Raw genomic sequence first — 16,716 nt, forward strand, 5'->3', positions numbered from 1 at the left:
TGTTTGACGTGGAGCATGACATGATGATCACCCACATTCGCGCCGTTCCTTCCTTCCGTGCGCTGTCGCTGGCCAGTGCAGGGCTCGTGCTTGCCTGTGTCGCGGCCGCATCGTCGGCGCGGGCGGAGGATCGGCAAACGGCATCAAAGCAGGAATCCGGCACCGCACCGGATGACATCGTGGTGACCGCGCAAAAGCGCGAAGGGACGCTGCAGACCACACCGATCGCCATGTCGGTGCTGGGAACGCAGGAACTGCGCGATCAGGGCGTGCATGATCTGGCAACGCTGTCCCGCGCCGCGCCTGATCTCAATTTCCGGCAGGCGACCGGGCAGGCGGTACTTACCATCCGCGGTATCTCCTCCAGCGACACCTCGGATGTCGGCGATCCGGCGGTCACGGTCAGCAAGGACGGCGTGGTCAGCAACCGCCCCTATGCGTTGGGGGCGACGTTGTACGATCTCAGCCGCGTCGAGGTCTTGCGTGGCCCACAGGGCACGTTGACCGGCCGCAGCGCGGTGGGTGGTGCCATCAACCTGATTTCCGCCGAACCGCAGAAGACCCAGGAAGGCTATGCCGCGATCGGACTTGGCGATTACGGTGCGGTCAATGCGGAGGCGATGGCGAATGTGCCGCTGTCGGATAGGGTGCAGGTCCGGCTGGCGGGCATGACCCGGTACAATAACGGCTATCGCAGCATCGCGCCCTTTGGCCGCGCGGACGACGATGTCAGCCAGTCGGGGCGCATGACGATCGCGGCTCAGCCGGGCGATCGATTGAAGCTGAGCGCCACGGTGGAATATACCCATCTGGGCGGTATCGGTCAGGCGCAGCAATATCTGCCGCTGGTCTATGCCAGCAACGGTGCCGTGGTCCATGCCATGCCGCCGATCCCAAGCTATTCGACGTTTGCCGTGGGGGCGAAGCCGCACCTGAATGCCGCCGATCTCGCGACGCGCTGGCGTGCCGATTATGCGTTCGACGGCGCGACGCTGACCTATATCGGGGGCTATGAGCGGATCGACTACCGGCAAGGCTATTTCAGCGCGCTCGCTGCCAGCAGCACCTATAATTACAACGAGAGGCCGGTGACCTGGAACCAGGAGCTTCGCCTTGCCTCGACCGCGTCCGGTCCACTGACATGGCTGGTGGGTGGATCGTTTTTCAACGAGGAGAACACGCTGTTCAACTATACGCTGCGTCCGTCGCGGGTGACCGGGCTGATGGTGCGCGGCAACACCTATGACTATCGGACGACGTCACGATCGCTCGCGGGCTTCGGATCGGTCAGCATCGAGGTGGCACCGGGGCTGAAGCTGACTGGCGGATTGCGCTACTCCGACGATCGCAAACAGCGCGATGGCTTCACCTATACCGCGAACATCGCCGTCGATCCTGTGACCTATACGCCCCTGTCGGCGGCGGGGTATGGCCATTGGTCGAAGGTGACCTATGATGCCAAGGCGGAATGGCAGGTGACGCCTGGCCACCTTGCCTATGCCAAGTTCGACACCGGCTATAAGCCGGGTGGCTACACCAATGTGAACACCTATGGCCCGGAGACGGTAAGCGCTTGGGAATTGGGGTCGAAGAACCAATTCGCCGATGGTCGCGTACGCTTCAATGTCGCGGCCTTTTACCAGGACTATCGCAATCAGCAATTGACGCAGAGCGTCACCGTGGGCGACCGCGTGTTCCAGCAGGTTCTGAATGCTGGGCGCAGCACGATCTGGGGCATTGAGCCGGAACTGACGACCGACATCACTGGCCTGGGCAGGCTGGATGCCAGCGTGCAGTATCTGCACGCGCGACTGAAGGACTTCGTCAACCTTGGTGTTCAATATGCGGGAAACACACTGCCGCAGGCCCCGGACTGGTCGCTGACGCTGGGCTATCGGCGCGGAGTCGCGCTGGGCGGCGGCACGCTGACTCTGGACGCGCGGAGTCGGATGCAGGGCCGGAGCTATCTGGACTTCACCAATTACGGCGAACAGACTCAGGCCGGTTACACGATGACCAGTGTCAACCTGTCCTTCGCCCCGAACGAGCGTCGGTGGCAGATCGAGGCGTTCATCCGCAATATCGAAAACCGGCAGGTGCTGCAGGAGGCTGCGGTCAATACCTATGCGCGATCCTACCGCTTCTCCTACGGCGCGCCGCGCACCTTTGGGGGAAAGTTGTCGTTTTGGTTCTGACATGACGAGACATGGCGCCATGGCCCTGGCCGCCGCGCTGGGCGATCACAGTCTAGGCATCGGGCCCTGGGGTTCATGCGCCACGTTGATCGGCAGGGCCGCCCGGTGCAGCCTGACCTGCTCCAGCATCTCTCAGGCAGCACATTAACCTGACCGCCACTATCTCTGGGCCAGCCCGGGCGCATCAGACGGTAGGCCACGCCCCCTCCGTCAGACCACCCGACTGCCGGCATGATCGCCGCTAGACCCCATGACTGGCGGAGCCTCGGAGGCGCGAATCTGAGATGCTGATTTTGGATTTGTCAGCAGCGGAGACGAGTTATGGCGGCGGCGGTGAAATACGTTGGTCTGGACGTACATAAGGAAACCATTGCGGTCGCGGTTGGCGATGGGGAACGCGGAGGCGAGGTGCGTTTCGTCGGCACGGTCGCCAACGAGGACGATGCGATCGGAAAGCTGGTCAAACGGCTGACGGGACCGGGTGTGACCTTGAACGTCTGCTACGAAGCTGGTCGGCTGTGGGTATGGCTTGCATCGGCTGCTGTCGAAGCTGGGGCAGAATTGCATCGTCATCGCCCCCTTGATGATGCCGCGACGCGCGGGCAATCATGTTAAGACTGACCGGCTTGACGCGATGAACTTGGCGCGGCTGCCATGCGCTGGCGAACTCACCGCTATCTGGGTGCGGGACGAGCGGCCCGGTTGTCGCACCGGAAGTCAGCGATGGGCCGGAAGTCCGGTCGCATCCCACGCAGTTGAGATAGCCGTACAGATAGAGTTTGAGCATATCGGCCGGGTCATAACCGGGCCGCCCCCGTCGCCTCCGGCCGCGTCCACTGGAAACCGCCCCGCCCAGGCCGAGGGCGTCGACGAAGGCGTCGATACCGTCCCGGTATCCCGGAAAATCCATGACGCCGTCTTGGGACGGTCTGGACGGTTAATCAAAATTTGGCCGGTCCACCTCTATCCGATGGGACATCGCGCCAGTTCATCCTGTCATAGTCATGTGCGGTTGATAGCAGGCACAAACATGGTACACGTCTACAAACGATTGTAGACAGGAGAGGTTGATATGCGGAAGCGCGCGATCATGGGACTGTCCATCGCGGCCGCGATGGTTTCAAACGCGGGGATCGCGCAGGCGCCTGCCCGGCCGACGGCCCCCCAGGCAGCGATCTCCACCGCGTCCGAACCATGGTGGAAGCACGCGGTGATCTATGAAATCTATCCGCGCAGCTTCCAAGACAGCAATGGCGACGGCATCGGGGACTTGCGCGGGATCACATCGCGGCTGGACTATCTGAAGTCTCTGGGGCTGGACGCGATCTGGATCACGCCCTTCTTCAAATCGCCTAATGCCGATTTCGGTTATGACGTGTCCGACTACACCGCCATCGACCCGCAATATGGCACGATGGCGGACTGGGACACTCTGGTCGCCGAAGCGCGCAAGCGTGGCATCCGCGTGCTGGTCGACCTGGTGGTCAACCACAGCTCGGCCGAACATCCCTGGTTCAAGGAGTCGCGAAGCTCGCGCACCAATGCCAAGGCCGATTGGTATGTCTGGCGCGACGGCACGCCGGACACGCCGCCGACCAATTGGAAATCGATCTTCGGCGGCCCGACCTGGACCTGGGATCCCGCCCGCAAGCAATGGTATTACCATATCTTCCTGCCCGAACAGCCCGACCTGAACTGGGCGAATCCGGGCCTGAAGAAGGCGATGTTCGACGTCGTCCGCTTCTGGCTCGATCATGGGGCGTCCGGCTTTCGCCTCGATGCCACGCCCTATCTGTTCGAGGACAGCAACTGGCCCCAGGACCCCAACCCCGACGACGGCCCGGTCTGGCTGAAGCCCTATAACGCGCAACTGCCCGGCACCAACCAAGTGCTGCGGGAGATGCGCAAGGTCGTCGATTCCTATCCGGGCGATCCCATCCTGCTGGGTGAATCCTCGACCCGCTCGATCGAGCAGCTGCGCGCGGTCTATGGGAAGAACAAGGACGAGATCCACCTGCCGATGAACTTCTTGGTCGGCAATATCTCAAAGCTGGACGCGGCCGAGTTCAAGCGCCGCTATGACGAGGCAGCAACCAAGCTCGACGGGCTGACGCCGGTGGAGTTCTTCAGCAATCACGATCAGTCACGCCAGTGGAGCGAGTTCGGAGACGGCGTCCATAACGACCGGATCGCCAAGATGTCGGCGGCGCTGACAATGCTCAATCCGGGCGTCGCGCTGCTCTATTACGGCGAAGAGATCGGCATGGGCGATGCCGACAAGGCAACCCTGGCCCAGGCGCCGATCGGCCCCAAGCGCCCCCGCACCGATGAGCGCGACCGGGCCCGTACGCCGATGCAGTGGAGCGGCGCGCCGCGCGCCGGTTTCACGACCGGCACGCCCTGGCTGCCGGTGGCGCAAGGCTATCAGCAGCGCAACGTCGCCATCGAGGACGCCGACCCGAACTCGCTGCTGAACTGGTATCGCAGCCTGGCCAGGCTGCGCCGTACCGATCCGACCTTCCGCACCGGACACTATGTTCCGCTCGAAAGCGGCGATCCGGCGATCTTCGCCTTTGCGCGAGTCAATCCCGATGGCAGCGGGGCGGTCGTGCTCGCCAATATCAGCGCCGTGCCGCACCAGGCCAAGCCGACCGGCTGGACGGGGGCGCCGCCCCGGTTCGACAGCCGCGTCTGTGCCTCTGGCGCGGGAGGCGATGGCATGAGCCTGGCGCCCTATGACACCTGTATCGTGCGGTTTCGGGTCGCACGGTAACGGTGTTCCGGCCGGCGGGGATGCCCCCGCCGGTCGGGATTACCCGGGCCTCTCGCCCAGCCACATATCTTCCAGGGCGACGCCATTGGGTTCAGGCATGACCCTCAGTACCCACACCAGCTGCAGGACCATCATCGCACTGAGAAAGGCGAAGACCCAGCCGCCGACCGCGCCGGCGACGATCGGGAACAAGCAGGCGATCGCTGCCGTCGTGACCTAGTGCGTCGTAGATCCCAGCGCCTTTCCCTTGCCACGGGCCGCACTGGTCAACACTTCCGAGATTAAGACCCAGATCACCGTCCCCTGGCTGATCGCGAAGGCGGTGATGAAGGCGAGCAGCCCGCCCAGGATCAGGATGCCGTCCGGGCCGGGGCGCTCCACCTGCCAGCCGACAAGCAGCAGGGCCGCCGGCAGCGTGATGATCCCGAACATCCATCGTCAGGCCCGCTCGGGCAGCAGCCTGCGCGATCAGGTTATTGCTGAGGAACGCGGCCAGGATACCGAGCACGATGTTCAGCCGGTTCATGGCCACCAGCCGCGCTCGAAAAGGGGCGGTCGATAGCTCGGCGATGTAGATCGGGGGGGGGGGGGGGTACGACCGATGCTGCACCGATGGCCAGGCCACCGAGGACGCGAAACGGGATCAGCATCGGCCAACTCTGCGCAAGCGCAGTGCCCAGGGGTGAGACGACATAGGCGATGGCGAACGACAGCATGACCGTTTTGCGCCCATGACGATCAGAGGGTACCCCGGTGACGAGTGATCCGATCACCGTGCCGATCAGGGCCGAGGCGACGATGAAGCCCAGCGATGCGTCGGTCATTGCGAAGCGTGCCTGCAGCGTCCCGGTCGCGCCGCTGATGACGGTGGTGTTGGACCCGAAGAGCAGGCCGCCAAGCGCCGTGCCCGCCGCGCTCAGCACGATGGCCAGGATATCCGCGCGTCGTCGTTCCCACCGCCTCCGACCGTCAATGTCGTGCCGCTATGCATCAACCCACTCCTCAATTTGCCGAAAGCCTCAGGTCGGCGGCTGGAAATTGAGGCTGCACCCGTTCAGGAATGCACCGATCCCGCGATCCGCATAGAAGTCCATGTCGGCACGCGGCGGCTCGCTGATTGGGGGAAAGGCGCCGTAACCGGCCAGCAGGCAATGCCAGGAGAGGTTGCCGAAATGGCTGCGCTGACCGTGACGGGCGAGAAGCTCGGCCAGGTCCCCGCGTCGGAACCAGCGATCGAGAATGTGGAGCAGTGGCTCGGGTAGCGCCATGTTGGCGGCGTTGGCGCGCCAATATTCGGTGTCGGTCCGCGTGGTCAGTTTGTAATGCGCGACGATATAGTCGCGCACCCCGTCCATCCGCTCCGTCGCGACCGCGTTGAAGGCCTCGCGATGGCGGTCGGTGAAGTCCCCGTCCGCATAATGCCGGATGAACTGTTCGACCGTGCCGAGGACCAGATGCAGCGCGGTCGCTTCCAGCGGCTCGATAAACCCCTGCGACAGGCCGACCGCGATGCAGTTGCGCTCCCAATGCCGGGCGACCTGGCCGACCCGGAAGGTCAGATGGCGGGCGGGCACATCGTCGCCGACGCCCAGCGCCTGCCGCAACTCGGCTTCGGCGGCGTCGGGCGACTGGAAATCGCGGGCATAGACATAGCCATTGCCGAACCTATGGCGCAGCGGGATCGACCAGCGCCATCCGTTCGACTGCGCGGTCGCGACCGTCTCGACCGGCGGCGGCCTGTCCATGTCGGTGGCCAGCACGACCGCCGCGTCGTTGAACAGATTCTCACGGAAGCCGTGGAACGGCACGCCCAGCACCTGCTCGATCAGCAGGCCCCGAAAACCGCTGCAATCGAGGAAGACGTCGCCTGCGATCTCGTCTCCCCGATCGGTGACGAGCGCGGCGATGTCGTCGTTTTCCGCGCGGCGGACCGTCTCGACCCGCGCGGCGCGGTGCACGACGCCTCGCTCCACCGCCAGATCGCGCAAATAAGCGCCCAGCAGGCCGGCATCGAAATGATAGCCATATTCAAGTCTGAATGGGAAGTTCGGCGGCGCGACTGGCGCCAGCCCCCTGGCGGCCAGGACACCGTTCAACAGGAAGTCGTCGGGCCGCACCGGCACGTCGTGGCCCAGACGGCGGTTACGGCAATTCAGGACGAACGCATCCTCGGTATGAACGTCGATCTGCGTCGTGAAGGGATGGCTATAGTCGCGCCACGGCGCCGCCGGGCTCCAGTCGACGAAGCGGATTCCGGCTTTGTAGGTCGCGCCGCATCGGGGCATCCAGTCCTGTTCGGGTACCCCGATGACCTCGAAGAAGCGCTTGAGCGAGGGCGTCGATCCCTCTCCGACGCCGATCGTCGCGATGTCGGGCGCCTCGACGACCGTGATCGTCGTGCCGGGCCAGGCGTGGCGCAGCAGGTGCGCGGTGATCCATCCGGCGGTGCCGCCGCCCAGAACGACGAAGCGGCGATCCGGGGTCATGTCATGGCCCCGCCAAAGGCGGCCAGCCATCGGTCATGGAGCGGCATATTGGCCACCGGCTCGCGCTTCATCGCCGCCAGGTCCCGCAACTGAGCGGCAAGTTCCGCATCGCTGGGGCCATCGGCCAGCGGGTGATAGTCGGCAGGCACGATCCCCTGTCCCATCATGACCTGTACCCAGGACGGCTCCATGAAGATGTCGGGCGGATCCTGCGTCAACGTGCCCGTCGCCCGGAACAGGGCGATCTTGTCTGCCAGCCGATCAGGCACCGCCATCGTGCGCAGGTCGCGCCAGAAGCCGGAATCGTCGCGCCGTGTCGCATGATAATGCAGGATGATGAAGTCGCGCACCGTCTCGAACTCGGTCTGGGACTGGCGGTTATATTCGGCGATCTGGCGATCGTCGAACCCGGCATGGGGAAACAGATGGAGCAGCCGGACGATCGCCGACTGGATCAAATAGATGCTGGTCGACTCCAATGGTTCCAGAAAACCGCTCGACAAGCCGATGGCCACGACGTTGCGTTCCCATTGCCGTCGCGCCCGCCCGGTGCGGAAGCGGATGATGCGCGGCTCATCCAGCAGCGCCTCGTCGATATGGCTGCACAGCATCTCGGCCGCCCGATCGTCGGTCATATGACGGCTGCTATAGACCAGGCCATTGCCGATCCGGTGCTGGAGTGGGATGCGCCATTGCCACCCTGCGTCGCGCGCGGTCGAGCGAGTATAGGGCGGCGTGGCATCGGTGCGTGCCGAGGGAACCGCCATTGCCCGGTCACAGGGCAGCCAATGCCCCCAATCCTCATAACCGACGTTCAGTTGCTGCTGGATCAACAGCCCCCGCGCACCCGAGCAGTCGATGAACAGGTCGCCCGCAATCTCGCTGCCGTCCCGCAGCTTCAATGTGGTGACGGTGCCGCTCTCTGCGTCACGACGGACATGCTCGACCAGCCCTTCGACCCGGCGGACACCCCGCGCCTCGCTATAGCGGCGCAGATACTGGCCATAAAGGGCGGAATCGAAATGATAGGCATAGGGGAGATGCCAGGTGGGATCGTCGACCTGGATACGGGCGAACTTGCCCTCCCGCGCGCACAGGTAGTTGAGGTCATAGTCCCAATAGTCGGCCGCATATCCGCCGGCCCGCGCTCGGTTCCAGAAATGGTGAAAGCTGCAAAAGGCGGTGTTGCGGCCCGCCGCGCCGAAGGTGTGATAATAGGACTCGCCGATCGCGCCCCAATCGTCGAAGCGAATCGCCAGCTTGATGGTCGCGCGGGTTTCGCGCAGGAACTCGGCCTCGTCGATGCCGAGCACCGCGTTGACGTGCTGGATCGGCGGGATGGTCGCCTCGCCGACACCGATGATGCCGATCTCATCCGATTCGACCAGCGTGACGGTGACGCGCGAGCCGATCACCCTGGCGACCAGCGCGGCGGTCATCCATCCCGCCGTGCCGCCGCCGACAATCACGACCCGGTCGATCGATGACGTCATCCATAGTCCTTCTCGCCGCTATGCCCCATGGTCGCAGATACCCTCGCCGGCACAAACCGGCGAGGGTATTCGCATCGCCGATCAGAAAAGGGCGTAGGTCAGGTTCAGCAGGAAGTTGCGGCCGAACGTCTCGTTGCGGGTCGTCAGGCCACTCGCCGCATCGGTATAGATGTCGCGCTGATTGGTCAGGTTCTGCGCCTGGATCGAGACGCGCAGCCGATTCAGATAGTCGATATTCGTCTTGGCAAAGTCATAGCCGATCTGCGCATCGACCAGCGTCTGCCCAGACCGGTTGGCCGGCGAGATGCCGTTGCTGCCGCCGCGGTCCTCCGATAGCCAGGCCGAACGATTGTTGGCGGACACCCGCGCCGAAAAGCCCGACTTTTCGAAATAGAACGTCCCCTGGAACACGCGGGCCGACAGGCCCGGAATGCGCGAACCATCGTCCAGCGATCCATCGGTAAACGCCGCGCCACCGGTCAACCCAAAGCCGTCCAGCGCCCGGACGAACCGGCCGAAGGGCAGCGATGCCTGAAGCTCGATTCCCTTTACCTTGCCCTTCAGGCCACCGGCATAGGTGGTGTTCAACCCCTGGAAGGTCGCCGGGGTATAGATCGTTTTGCCGTCGCTGCTGACCGCCTGGTGATAGCCGGGGATGTAGAACTGGCTGAAGTCGCGCAGCGTGGTCGTCTGGACGTTCCAGTTGACCAGATCCTTGTAGAACGCCGAGACCGACACGAAACCGTCGCTGGCGAAATACCATTCATAGGACAAATCGGCCTGGTTCGCTTCATAGGGGCGAAGCTGTGCATTGCCGGAGCGAGACGTCCACGGACCCAGTTGCGGGTTGGTGTTGGTCACATTGGCGACGTTATTCGAGAACTTGACCGAAGAGCCCGGATTCAGGAAGTCGATGCGAGGTCGGCTGACCACCTTGGCGACGGCGAAGCGAATGGTGTGGCCGTTGCCCAGATCGAAATTGGTATTCAGGCTCGGCAGCACGCGGGTATATTTCGCGCCGTCCGACACGGGTGTGGACTGCACAAGCAGGTTGGGTCCAACCAGCGCGTTGAAGCCGGTCGCCCGCTGATCGGTGATCAGGCCCTGGACACCGACATTGCCGAACAGGCGCACGCTACCGAGTTCGGTTTCGAAATCGGCCTTGATCGAAGGCTGCCACACCCGTTCCTTGATCGTATAGGTATCCCCCAGACGATCGGGTTCCAGCGCGCTTGCGTCCCAACGCTGGTAGAAATTGCTGTTGATGAGCCCCAGCGCGTCATAGGCAACGACATTGCCCAGGCCGGCCCAGCCGAGATCGGCAACCCCACGCCGCGAACCATCCGGCACCGGACCGTCCGACGGATAGGTCGACGCGGTCAGGAAATAGCCTTCATTGTCCTTCGACTTTTTGTGATCCGAATAACGCAGCGCGACATTGACCGATTTCAGGAAGCTGTCGTCGAAACGATAGGTCGCATCCAGGCGGATGGCGTTCAGATACTCCTTGAAGCGCGCCGTGTTGACGAAGCCGTCCTGCGCCTGGGCAAAGCCGATCCCCGCGGCACGTGCGGCGGCCGTGTTAAGCTGCGTGATCGGCGCCAGGCTTCCGCCCCAGGACTGCGGACCCGCCAGCCGGACCGCCGCATAATCGTCGAAACGCTGGCTGTTGTTGGAGAACATCAGGCCCTGATCGGTATAGGTCCAGGTCCGCAGATTGTTCGGCCCCTGCGAGGCCAGGCCAGCGCGACCGAGGCCCGCATAGCTCTCCGCCCGTGTATCGCGCTTGTCGCTTTCGGAATGCGACGCGTCGAGCGTCAGGTCGAGATTCGAGGTCGCCTTGTAGGCCAGGTTCCCGCCGAAGACTTTCAGATTGCCCTTTTTGTCGAGCGGATCGCTACGGATCACCGAGTTGAAGCCCGTGGTGCGCGCCGAGGTGACCGTGGTGCCGTTTGCGCTCAATACCGTGCTGCCATCCGCCGCGACCGGCAGCGACTCGATGAAGCCACGCGAAATGCCTTGGTCGGCAAACTTGATGTACAGCGCGTCGAAGGTCGCGGTGAACTGGTCGGTCGGTCGATACTGGAACACGCCCGCCAGAGTATCGCGCTTCAAGACACGTGAGCGCGACGAGATGTCGATGCCCTGGGGGACATATTTGCCGCGATTGGTGCCGGAGGTAATCGCGTTGGGATCATATCCCCACACGCTGAAATAATTGTCCTGGACCGGCGAGGAGGTGGTGGCCGCGGTCAGCGCGATGCCGATCGTGTCGTCGGCGAACTTGTCGCTGTACGACAGAGCGAAACGGTGGCCATTGTCCTTGAAGTCGGGGTTCTTCGACTTCATCCCGTTCTGCTCGAAGGTCGCATTGGCGATCAGCGTGCGCTTGGCATCGAGCGGACGAACGGTGCGGATGTCGACGGTGCCGCCGATGCCCATGGCGGTCAACGCGGCGTCGGGCGTCTTGTATACGACGGCGGCGCTGACGATCTCGGCCGGATAGAGATCATATTCGACGCCGCGATTGTCGCCGATGCCAATAAGTTCGCGACCGTTCAGCGTCGTGCCGACAAAATCCTCGCGGAAGCCGCGCACGGAAATGCCGCTGATCCGCCCGGAGCGCCGTTCCCCCGCCAAACCGGCGAGGCGTCCCAGTGAGTCGGCGACGCTCGACTGTGGCAATTTGCCGATATCTTCCGCGGATACGGCTTCGACGACCGACGTATTGTTGCGCTTCAGCGATTGCGCCCGCTCCAGGCTGGCGCGCAGGCCGGTGACGACGATCTCATTGCTTGCGTTGTCGTTGGCGTCGCCTGCGGCTGCCGCACTCTGGTCGCCGACAGGGGCCTGCGACGCTGGGGTGGCTGGATCGACCGGAGGCACGACGCCCGTGCCCGCATTTTGAGCCCAGGCGGGCGCGGCGATCAGCAGCGCGGCCATTGCCGTCGAGCATGCGAGCCGATGTCGTGAAGTCATGAAGTCCCCTCTCCTTGATTGCCCGTCGAACGCTCTGGCTTCTTACGGGCTGAGGGGCGTATAACCGATCCTACAAACGATTGTAAACACGGTTTGGTCTATGTTGTTGTCTGGCATAGGGTCACCGGACGGTCAGTGGCGACGGTGATCGTTCCGCTCGTGAAGTTCCTGGAACGTCGCATGTCCCGACGCTTGCGCGAAACGCCTCCAGGAGTGGCTCGTAGTGCAGGCTTCCATTGCGACGATGCATGGCGCCTGTTCGCACAGATGCGCTTCGAGCTTGGCTCGCGACATGGTCCGGTTACATGGAACCACCCCTCCCGGTGATGTCGCGCAGATATGGAAGCTGCGCTTCGCCAGATCGATGGTGAGGATGTGGACGTCGGTCATCTGCTCCTCGTTAGCATGGTGCCTTCCAGCGTCCGTCCGGCATCATACGATGCCGCTTGAAGGGGGACGTCCACACCATCAGTTCACAGCACTGTGGGCACGATGCCTGACTCGCCGTAATCTCGGTCTACATCCGGCCGCTCGTTTCCCACAGCGCCACAGCTTCGCGCTTGAACTCGTCCGTGAACCGACGCTTCATCATACTCGGCATTAAAACACCCTTTGCTCTGCAAAGCCTGTCATCGGCGTCCGTCAAATACGGGGCTGAGCAATCAGCTTACCTGGACCTCGACGGACACGTGGTAATGGCGAGTCGCGCCTGGTTCCAGGAAGTCGGGAGATCCCTTGCGATAGGGCCGATCCGCCGGACCGAGTGGCGTGTGGGGCTCCAGGCCGAGCGCGAACAGACCGGACTGGTTGGTCTGCCAAAGTCCCATACTTGGCAGAGCGCGATCGTCGTAGCGAATGGTCAGGGAAAGGTCCCCCAGGGCGGGATTGGACACCTGTACGCCAGCGCTGCGGGCGTCGAGCGTTCGGACGATTTCGAAGGATTCGACCGCGTCCGGATCCGGCCGCGGGGGCGATGAAGCCCATCCCGAGATGGTCTGCGATTCGACGCCGGAAACCAGCGTGGTCTCGTCGAGAAGCGGATATCCGACGTTGATATGATAGAGGATGCCGTGGCGCGCGGGCGTGTAGCCCCGGTTCGTGACAATATCATCGATCGCAATGCTATTGCCCAGCAGCGGCATTCGGATGGTGCGGCGCAATTCCAGGACTTCGCCGAATACGACCGCCTGGCGGACCACGGCCGTGCAGCGTATCATGGGGACGTCGCTGTCGAGATCGATGTCGCGCGCGATCAGTACGGCCGGGATGGTGCCGATCCGCCCGTGCAACGGATATTCGACTAGGCTGCGGTTAGGATAGTGGAAATGGTCGGCCGGACCTATGGCGGGCAGGCCGTGATGATCCAGACCGCACGTCACCAGGAACCCCTCGAACGTGCGTAACAGTCCCAGTCCGCGGTCATCCTCGACGGCCGCCGCGGCGGGGTAATCGGAAGGGCCCAGCCAGCCCAGATTGGTTCCGCGATAGCGCAGTGCGGCGATATCGAATCCCCGGTCGAGCGCGATTTCGGCTTCCAGGCCCTGGGCGTTGCGCAGTTGCAGCAGGCGCTGCCCACGTGTCGGGCCATCGTCGAGCGTGACTTGCCGAAGCCCGCCCAAGCCGCGAGCTCCGGCGGATCGAGCCAGGATCGCGGCGTGCTCGTCGGGGCGCCAGGCCGCCATCACCGCAGTTCCCGGCACGGCAATCGCCTGTCCGGGGCCTGCGGATCAGTGGACTGTTTCGAGTTTACGACAAGGCGCATGAGCTTATTTCCCGTTTCTGTAGAAGCTGGGGCGTCGACGCGTGCCGCCGTCGAATCGGCGGAAGGCCAGAGATTCCGTTTGGAAATGCGCTGAAGGCGCATTCCGGCACCGCAGGAAATTGGCTCTTTCGCCAATTTCCAAACAGACTCTCGGTACGCCACTGCCGATCGCTGCCAGCCGACATCGGCAGACATCGCGACGCCACGAATCCTATTGCAGGTTGACGAAGGCACCGCCGTCGACAAGCAGCGCTGCGCCGGTGACATATTCCGCCAGATCGGAAGCGAGGAAGACTGTCGGTCCGACCAGATCCTCCGGCCGACCAAGGCGCCCCAAGGGGATGCGGGCTTCCATCTGGCGCCGCTTCATCGCGTCGGCCAGATCGTCCTTATTGATGTCGGTCAGGATCGTGCCGGGTAACAGCGCGTTGCAGCGGATGCGATGCTTGCCCAAGGCGATTGCCGTCGACTGCATCAGCGACAGCACGCCGGCCTTGGTCGGCGTATAATGTGTCTGGAACTCCCCGCCAACCAGCGCGGAGATCGACGACATGGCGATGATCGAGCCGCCATGGCCTTGCGCGACCATTCGGTTGGCAGCGGCCTGAACCATGTAATAGGCACCGTGCAAATTGACCTGCATGGTCCGCTCCAGCGTCTCGGCGGGCATGTCCAGAAAGGCGTGGAAGGGACATATCCCGGCATTGTTGACGAACACGTCGACCTTGTCGAAGGCGGCGACCGCGCGCTCGACGAAATCTGTGGCGGCGGCCGGATCGGCAACGTCGCCCCGCACGGCGATCGCCTGCCCGCGCCCGGCCTCGATCTCGGCGACAACAGCCTCGGCCCCCGCTACGTCGCTGTTATAGTTGATCGCGACCTGCGCGCCTTGGCGCGCGCAGCCGATCGCTACGGCACGGCCGATACCGGCCGACGCACCGGTGACGAGGACGGTCTTTCCCGCAAGCAGCATCATTCTTCTCCCGAGTCGGTGCAGCCCAGATCGCGGCTGATGTCGAAGGCGGTGGCTCGGACGACCGCGACCAGATCGGCCATGCGGTCGTCGCTCATGTAATGGGCTGCCCCGGAGACGCTGATCGCGCCGACGATGTGCCGCTTGCCGTCGCGAACCGGCGCGGCCACGCACCGGATGCGATCCTCATTCTCCTCCAGGTCGAACGCAATGCCGCGCGCGGCATAGTCGGCCATTCGCGCCAGCCACGCGGATGCCTGCGCTGCGCTGGCATCCGGCTGCTCGGCGGCAAAGGCTTGCTGCCATTGTTCGGGCGAGAGATCGAGCATCAGCGCCTTGCCAAGGCCGGTCGAGCTGCGAAGATGCGCGTCGCCGATACGGCTGGAAATGTTGATCCGCCGCCGACCGGTAATCTTGTCGAGATAGCGGACCGAATCGCCGTGGATCGTGCCAAGATGCACCGTGTCGTCAGTTTGGTCGGCAAGGCGTTCGAGATGCGCGTGCGCCACCTGCACCAGGTCGAACTGATCCTGCGCGCGAAATCCCAGTTCTAGGAGCTTCGGTCCCAGGCGATAGCCGGAGCGGATGCCGGACACGAGATAGCCGCGCTCGACCAGGCTGACCGCCAGCCGGTGCGTCGTGCTGCGCGTCAGTCCGAGCCGCCCGGACAGGTCGGCGAGCAGGAGCGGACCATCGGCCAGCGCCTCGATCACGTCCAGCCCGCGCATGAGTGTTCGGCTGCCGGCCGGTCCGACGTCCGGCGATGAAGATGGCGTTGACCCTTTCATAGTCTTCCCATTATAGTCTCATTTAATGGAAGTCTACTCCCAATAAATGGGAGTTTAGGAGTGGCTATGCTGTCGAAGATCAAATTCGTACGGGCATATACGACGAGGGGCGGCGGGGCGGATTATCACGATCAGGGCGCGGGCCACTGGATCGACGATCATATCGCCACTCCGATGTCGCGATATCCTGAGTATCGGCAGAGCCGGCAGAGTTTCGGCATCAATGTGCTCGGCACGCTGGTCGTCGAGCTGGAGGCCGAGGACGGCACTATTGGCTTCGCAGTCACCACCGGGGGCGAACCCGCCTGCTACATTGTCGAACGGCACCTTTCCCGCTTCCTCATCGGGCGCAGTCCGGCCGATTACGAGAAGATCTGGGACCAGATGTATTTCTCGACCCAATATTATGGTCGCAAGGGCTTGGTGGTGAACGCCATTTCCGGCGTCGACCTCGCATTGTGGGACCTGCTCGGCAAGCTGCGTGGAGAGCCGGTCTATCACATGCTGGGCGGGGCGGTCCGCGACGAACTGCAATTCTACGCCACCGGCGCACGGCCGGACATTGCCCGCGATCTGGGCTTCATTGGTGGCAAGATGCCGCTACACCACGGCCCTGCCGAGGGGGTCGAGGGTTTCAGGAAGAACATCGCCGAACTGGCCGATATGCGCGCGAAGGTCGGCCCCGATTTCTGGCTGATGTGGGATTGCTGGATGGCGCTCGACGTCGACTATGCGACCCGGCTTGCGATCGCTGCCCACGACCATGGCCTGAAGTGGATCGAGGAGGCGATCAGTCCCGATGATTACTGGGGCTATCAGCAACTGAAGCGCAACGTGCCCAAGGGGATGCTGGTCACGACCGGCGAACATGAGGCGACCCGCTGGGGCTTCCGTATGCTGATGGAGATGGACTGCTGCGATATCATCCAGCCGGACGTGGGCTGGTGCGGCGGCGTTACTGAACTGTTGAAGATCAGCGCGCTGGCCGATGCGCACGGCAAGATGGTCGTGCCGCATGGCTCTTCGGTCTACAGCTATCATTTCGTCGTGACGCGCCACAATTCGCCGTTCGCCGAGTTCCTGATGATGCATCCCGGGCCGACCGAGATCGTGCCGATGTTCGCGCCGCAACTGCTCGGCGAGCCGGTGCCGGTGAACGGTCGCATCCGCGCCAGCGCGCTCGACAGGCCGGGGTTCGGCGTCGAACTCAACCGCGGGATCGCGCTGCATCGGCCCTATCCCTCTGACGAACCCTTGAAGGACTGAA

Annotated in this window: 12 protein-coding genes and 1 pseudogene; 4 read left to right on the forward strand and 9 right to left on the reverse strand. The window is 63.5% G+C overall.

Annotated features, from left to right (window positions below):
• The first annotated feature begins 20 nt into the window (after positions 1 to 20).
• From ABDV78_RS11095 to ABDV78_RS11105, 3 genes are all read left to right on the forward strand, one after another.
• Positions 21 to 2,195: a TonB-dependent receptor gene (locus tag ABDV78_RS11095; RefSeq protein ID WP_343527482.1), complete on the forward strand. Its 2,175-nt coding sequence runs from the start codon at positions 21 to 23 to the stop codon at positions 2,193 to 2,195.
• 321 nt (positions 2,196 to 2,516) lie between these two features.
• Positions 2,517 to 2,810, forward strand: coding sequence for a hypothetical protein (locus ABDV78_RS11100; protein WP_343527483.1), 294 nt, complete (start codon positions 2,517 to 2,519; stop codon positions 2,808 to 2,810).
• A gap of 457 nt (positions 2,811 to 3,267) precedes the next feature.
• Complete coding sequence (locus ABDV78_RS11105; RefSeq protein WP_343527484.1) at positions 3,268 to 4,968, forward strand: alpha-glucosidase; 1,701 nt, start codon at positions 3,268 to 3,270, stop codon at positions 4,966 to 4,968.
• 39 nt (positions 4,969 to 5,007) lie between these two features.
• Here the strand turns inward: ABDV78_RS11105 and ABDV78_RS11110 are convergent.
• From ABDV78_RS11110 to ABDV78_RS11150, 9 genes and pseudogenes are all read right to left on the reverse strand, one after another.
• A pseudogene (locus ABDV78_RS11110) lies at positions 5,008 to 5,400 on the reverse strand (MFS transporter).
• Positions 5,401 to 5,441: 41 nt separating this feature from the next.
• A complete protein-coding gene (locus ABDV78_RS11115) occupies positions 5,442 to 5,891 on the reverse strand; it encodes an MFS transporter (RefSeq protein ID WP_343527485.1) in 450 nt (149 codons plus the stop codon).
• A gap of 96 nt (positions 5,892 to 5,987) precedes the next feature.
• Entirely contained in the window at positions 5,988 to 7,454 is a 1,467-nt protein-coding gene (locus ABDV78_RS11120; RefSeq protein ID WP_343527486.1) for a tryptophan halogenase family protein, read from the reverse strand.
• Positions 7,451 to 8,947 carry a tryptophan halogenase family protein gene (locus ABDV78_RS11125; RefSeq protein ID WP_343527487.1) on the reverse strand — a complete coding sequence of 499 codons (1,497 nt, stop codon included), beginning with the start codon at positions 8,945 to 8,947 and terminating at the stop codon, positions 7,451 to 7,453. Before ABDV78_RS11125 ends, ABDV78_RS11120 begins: the two co-directional genes overlap by 4 nt.
• 81 nt (positions 8,948 to 9,028) lie before the next feature.
• Positions 9,029 to 11,890, reverse strand: coding sequence for a TonB-dependent receptor (locus tag ABDV78_RS11130; protein ID WP_343527488.1), 2,862 nt, complete (start codon positions 11,888 to 11,890; stop codon positions 9,029 to 9,031).
• Positions 11,891 to 12,058: 168 nt separating this feature from the next.
• Entirely contained in the window at positions 12,059 to 12,316 is a 258-nt protein-coding gene (locus tag ABDV78_RS11135) for a hypothetical protein (RefSeq protein WP_343527489.1), read from the reverse strand.
• Between the two features lie 272 nt (positions 12,317 to 12,588).
• Positions 12,589 to 13,608 (reverse strand): DUF4432 family protein, encoded by a 1,020-nt coding sequence (locus ABDV78_RS11140; RefSeq protein ID WP_343527490.1) that lies wholly within the window; start codon positions 13,606 to 13,608, stop codon positions 12,589 to 12,591.
• Between the two features lie 291 nt (positions 13,609 to 13,899).
• On the reverse strand, positions 13,900 to 14,664 hold the full coding sequence (locus ABDV78_RS11145) for an SDR family NAD(P)-dependent oxidoreductase (protein WP_343527491.1): 765 nt from the start codon (positions 14,662 to 14,664) through the stop codon (positions 13,900 to 13,902).
• Positions 14,661 to 15,389, reverse strand: a complete 729-nt coding sequence (locus ABDV78_RS11150) for an IclR family transcriptional regulator (protein ID WP_343527492.1) — start codon at positions 15,387 to 15,389, stop codon at positions 14,661 to 14,663. Before ABDV78_RS11150 ends, ABDV78_RS11145 begins: the two co-directional genes overlap by 4 nt.
• Positions 15,390 to 15,515: 126 nt before the next feature.
• Here ABDV78_RS11150 and rhmD point away from each other — a divergent pair, with 126 nt between their 5' ends.
• Positions 15,516 to 16,715 carry an L-rhamnonate dehydratase gene (rhmD, locus tag ABDV78_RS11155; RefSeq protein ID WP_343527493.1) on the forward strand — a complete coding sequence of 400 codons (1,200 nt, stop codon included), beginning with the start codon at positions 15,516 to 15,518 and terminating at the stop codon, positions 16,713 to 16,715.
• Position 16,716 lies beyond the last annotated feature (1 nt).

The sequence above is a fragment of the Sphingomonas sp. genome (assembly GCF_039594485.1).
In the GTDB taxonomy this organism is placed as follows: Bacteria; Pseudomonadota; Alphaproteobacteria; order Sphingomonadales; family Sphingomonadaceae; genus Sphingomonas.

What these genes read in the sequence shown, in the direction of transcription:
- ABDV78_RS11120 (WP_343527486.1), bottom strand. Translation starts at nt 7,454, where the DNA reads ATGACCCCGGATCGCCGCTTCGTCGTTCTGGGCGGCGGCACCGCCGGA.
- ABDV78_RS11125 (WP_343527487.1), bottom strand. Translation starts at nt 8,947, where the DNA reads ATGACGTCATCGATCGACCGGGTCGTGATTGTCGGCGGCGGCACGGCG.
- rhmD (WP_343527493.1), top strand. Translation starts at nt 15,516, where the DNA reads ATGCTGTCGAAGATCAAATTCGTACGGGCATATACGACGAGGGGCGGC.
- ABDV78_RS11140 (WP_343527490.1), bottom strand. Translation starts at nt 13,608, where the DNA reads ATGGCGGCCTGGCGCCCCGACGAGCACGCCGCGATCCTGGCTCGATCC.
- ABDV78_RS11150 (WP_343527492.1), bottom strand. Translation starts at nt 15,389, where the DNA reads ATGCGCGGGCTGGACGTGATCGAGGCGCTGGCCGATGGTCCGCTCCTG.
- ABDV78_RS11135 (WP_343527489.1), bottom strand. Translation starts at nt 12,316, where the DNA reads ATGACCGACGTCCACATCCTCACCATCGATCTGGCGAAGCGCAGCTTC.
- ABDV78_RS11095 (WP_343527482.1), top strand. Translation starts at nt 21, where the DNA reads ATGATGATCACCCACATTCGCGCCGTTCCTTCCTTCCGTGCGCTGTCG.
- ABDV78_RS11145 (WP_343527491.1), bottom strand. Translation starts at nt 14,664, where the DNA reads ATGATGCTGCTTGCGGGAAAGACCGTCCTCGTCACCGGTGCGTCGGCC.
- ABDV78_RS11105 (WP_343527484.1), top strand. Translation starts at nt 3,268, where the DNA reads ATGCGGAAGCGCGCGATCATGGGACTGTCCATCGCGGCCGCGATGGTT.
- ABDV78_RS11100 (WP_343527483.1), top strand. Translation starts at nt 2,517, where the DNA reads ATGGCGGCGGCGGTGAAATACGTTGGTCTGGACGTACATAAGGAAACC.
- ABDV78_RS11130 (WP_343527488.1), bottom strand. Translation starts at nt 11,890, where the DNA reads ATGGCCGCGCTGCTGATCGCCGCGCCCGCCTGGGCTCAAAATGCGGGC.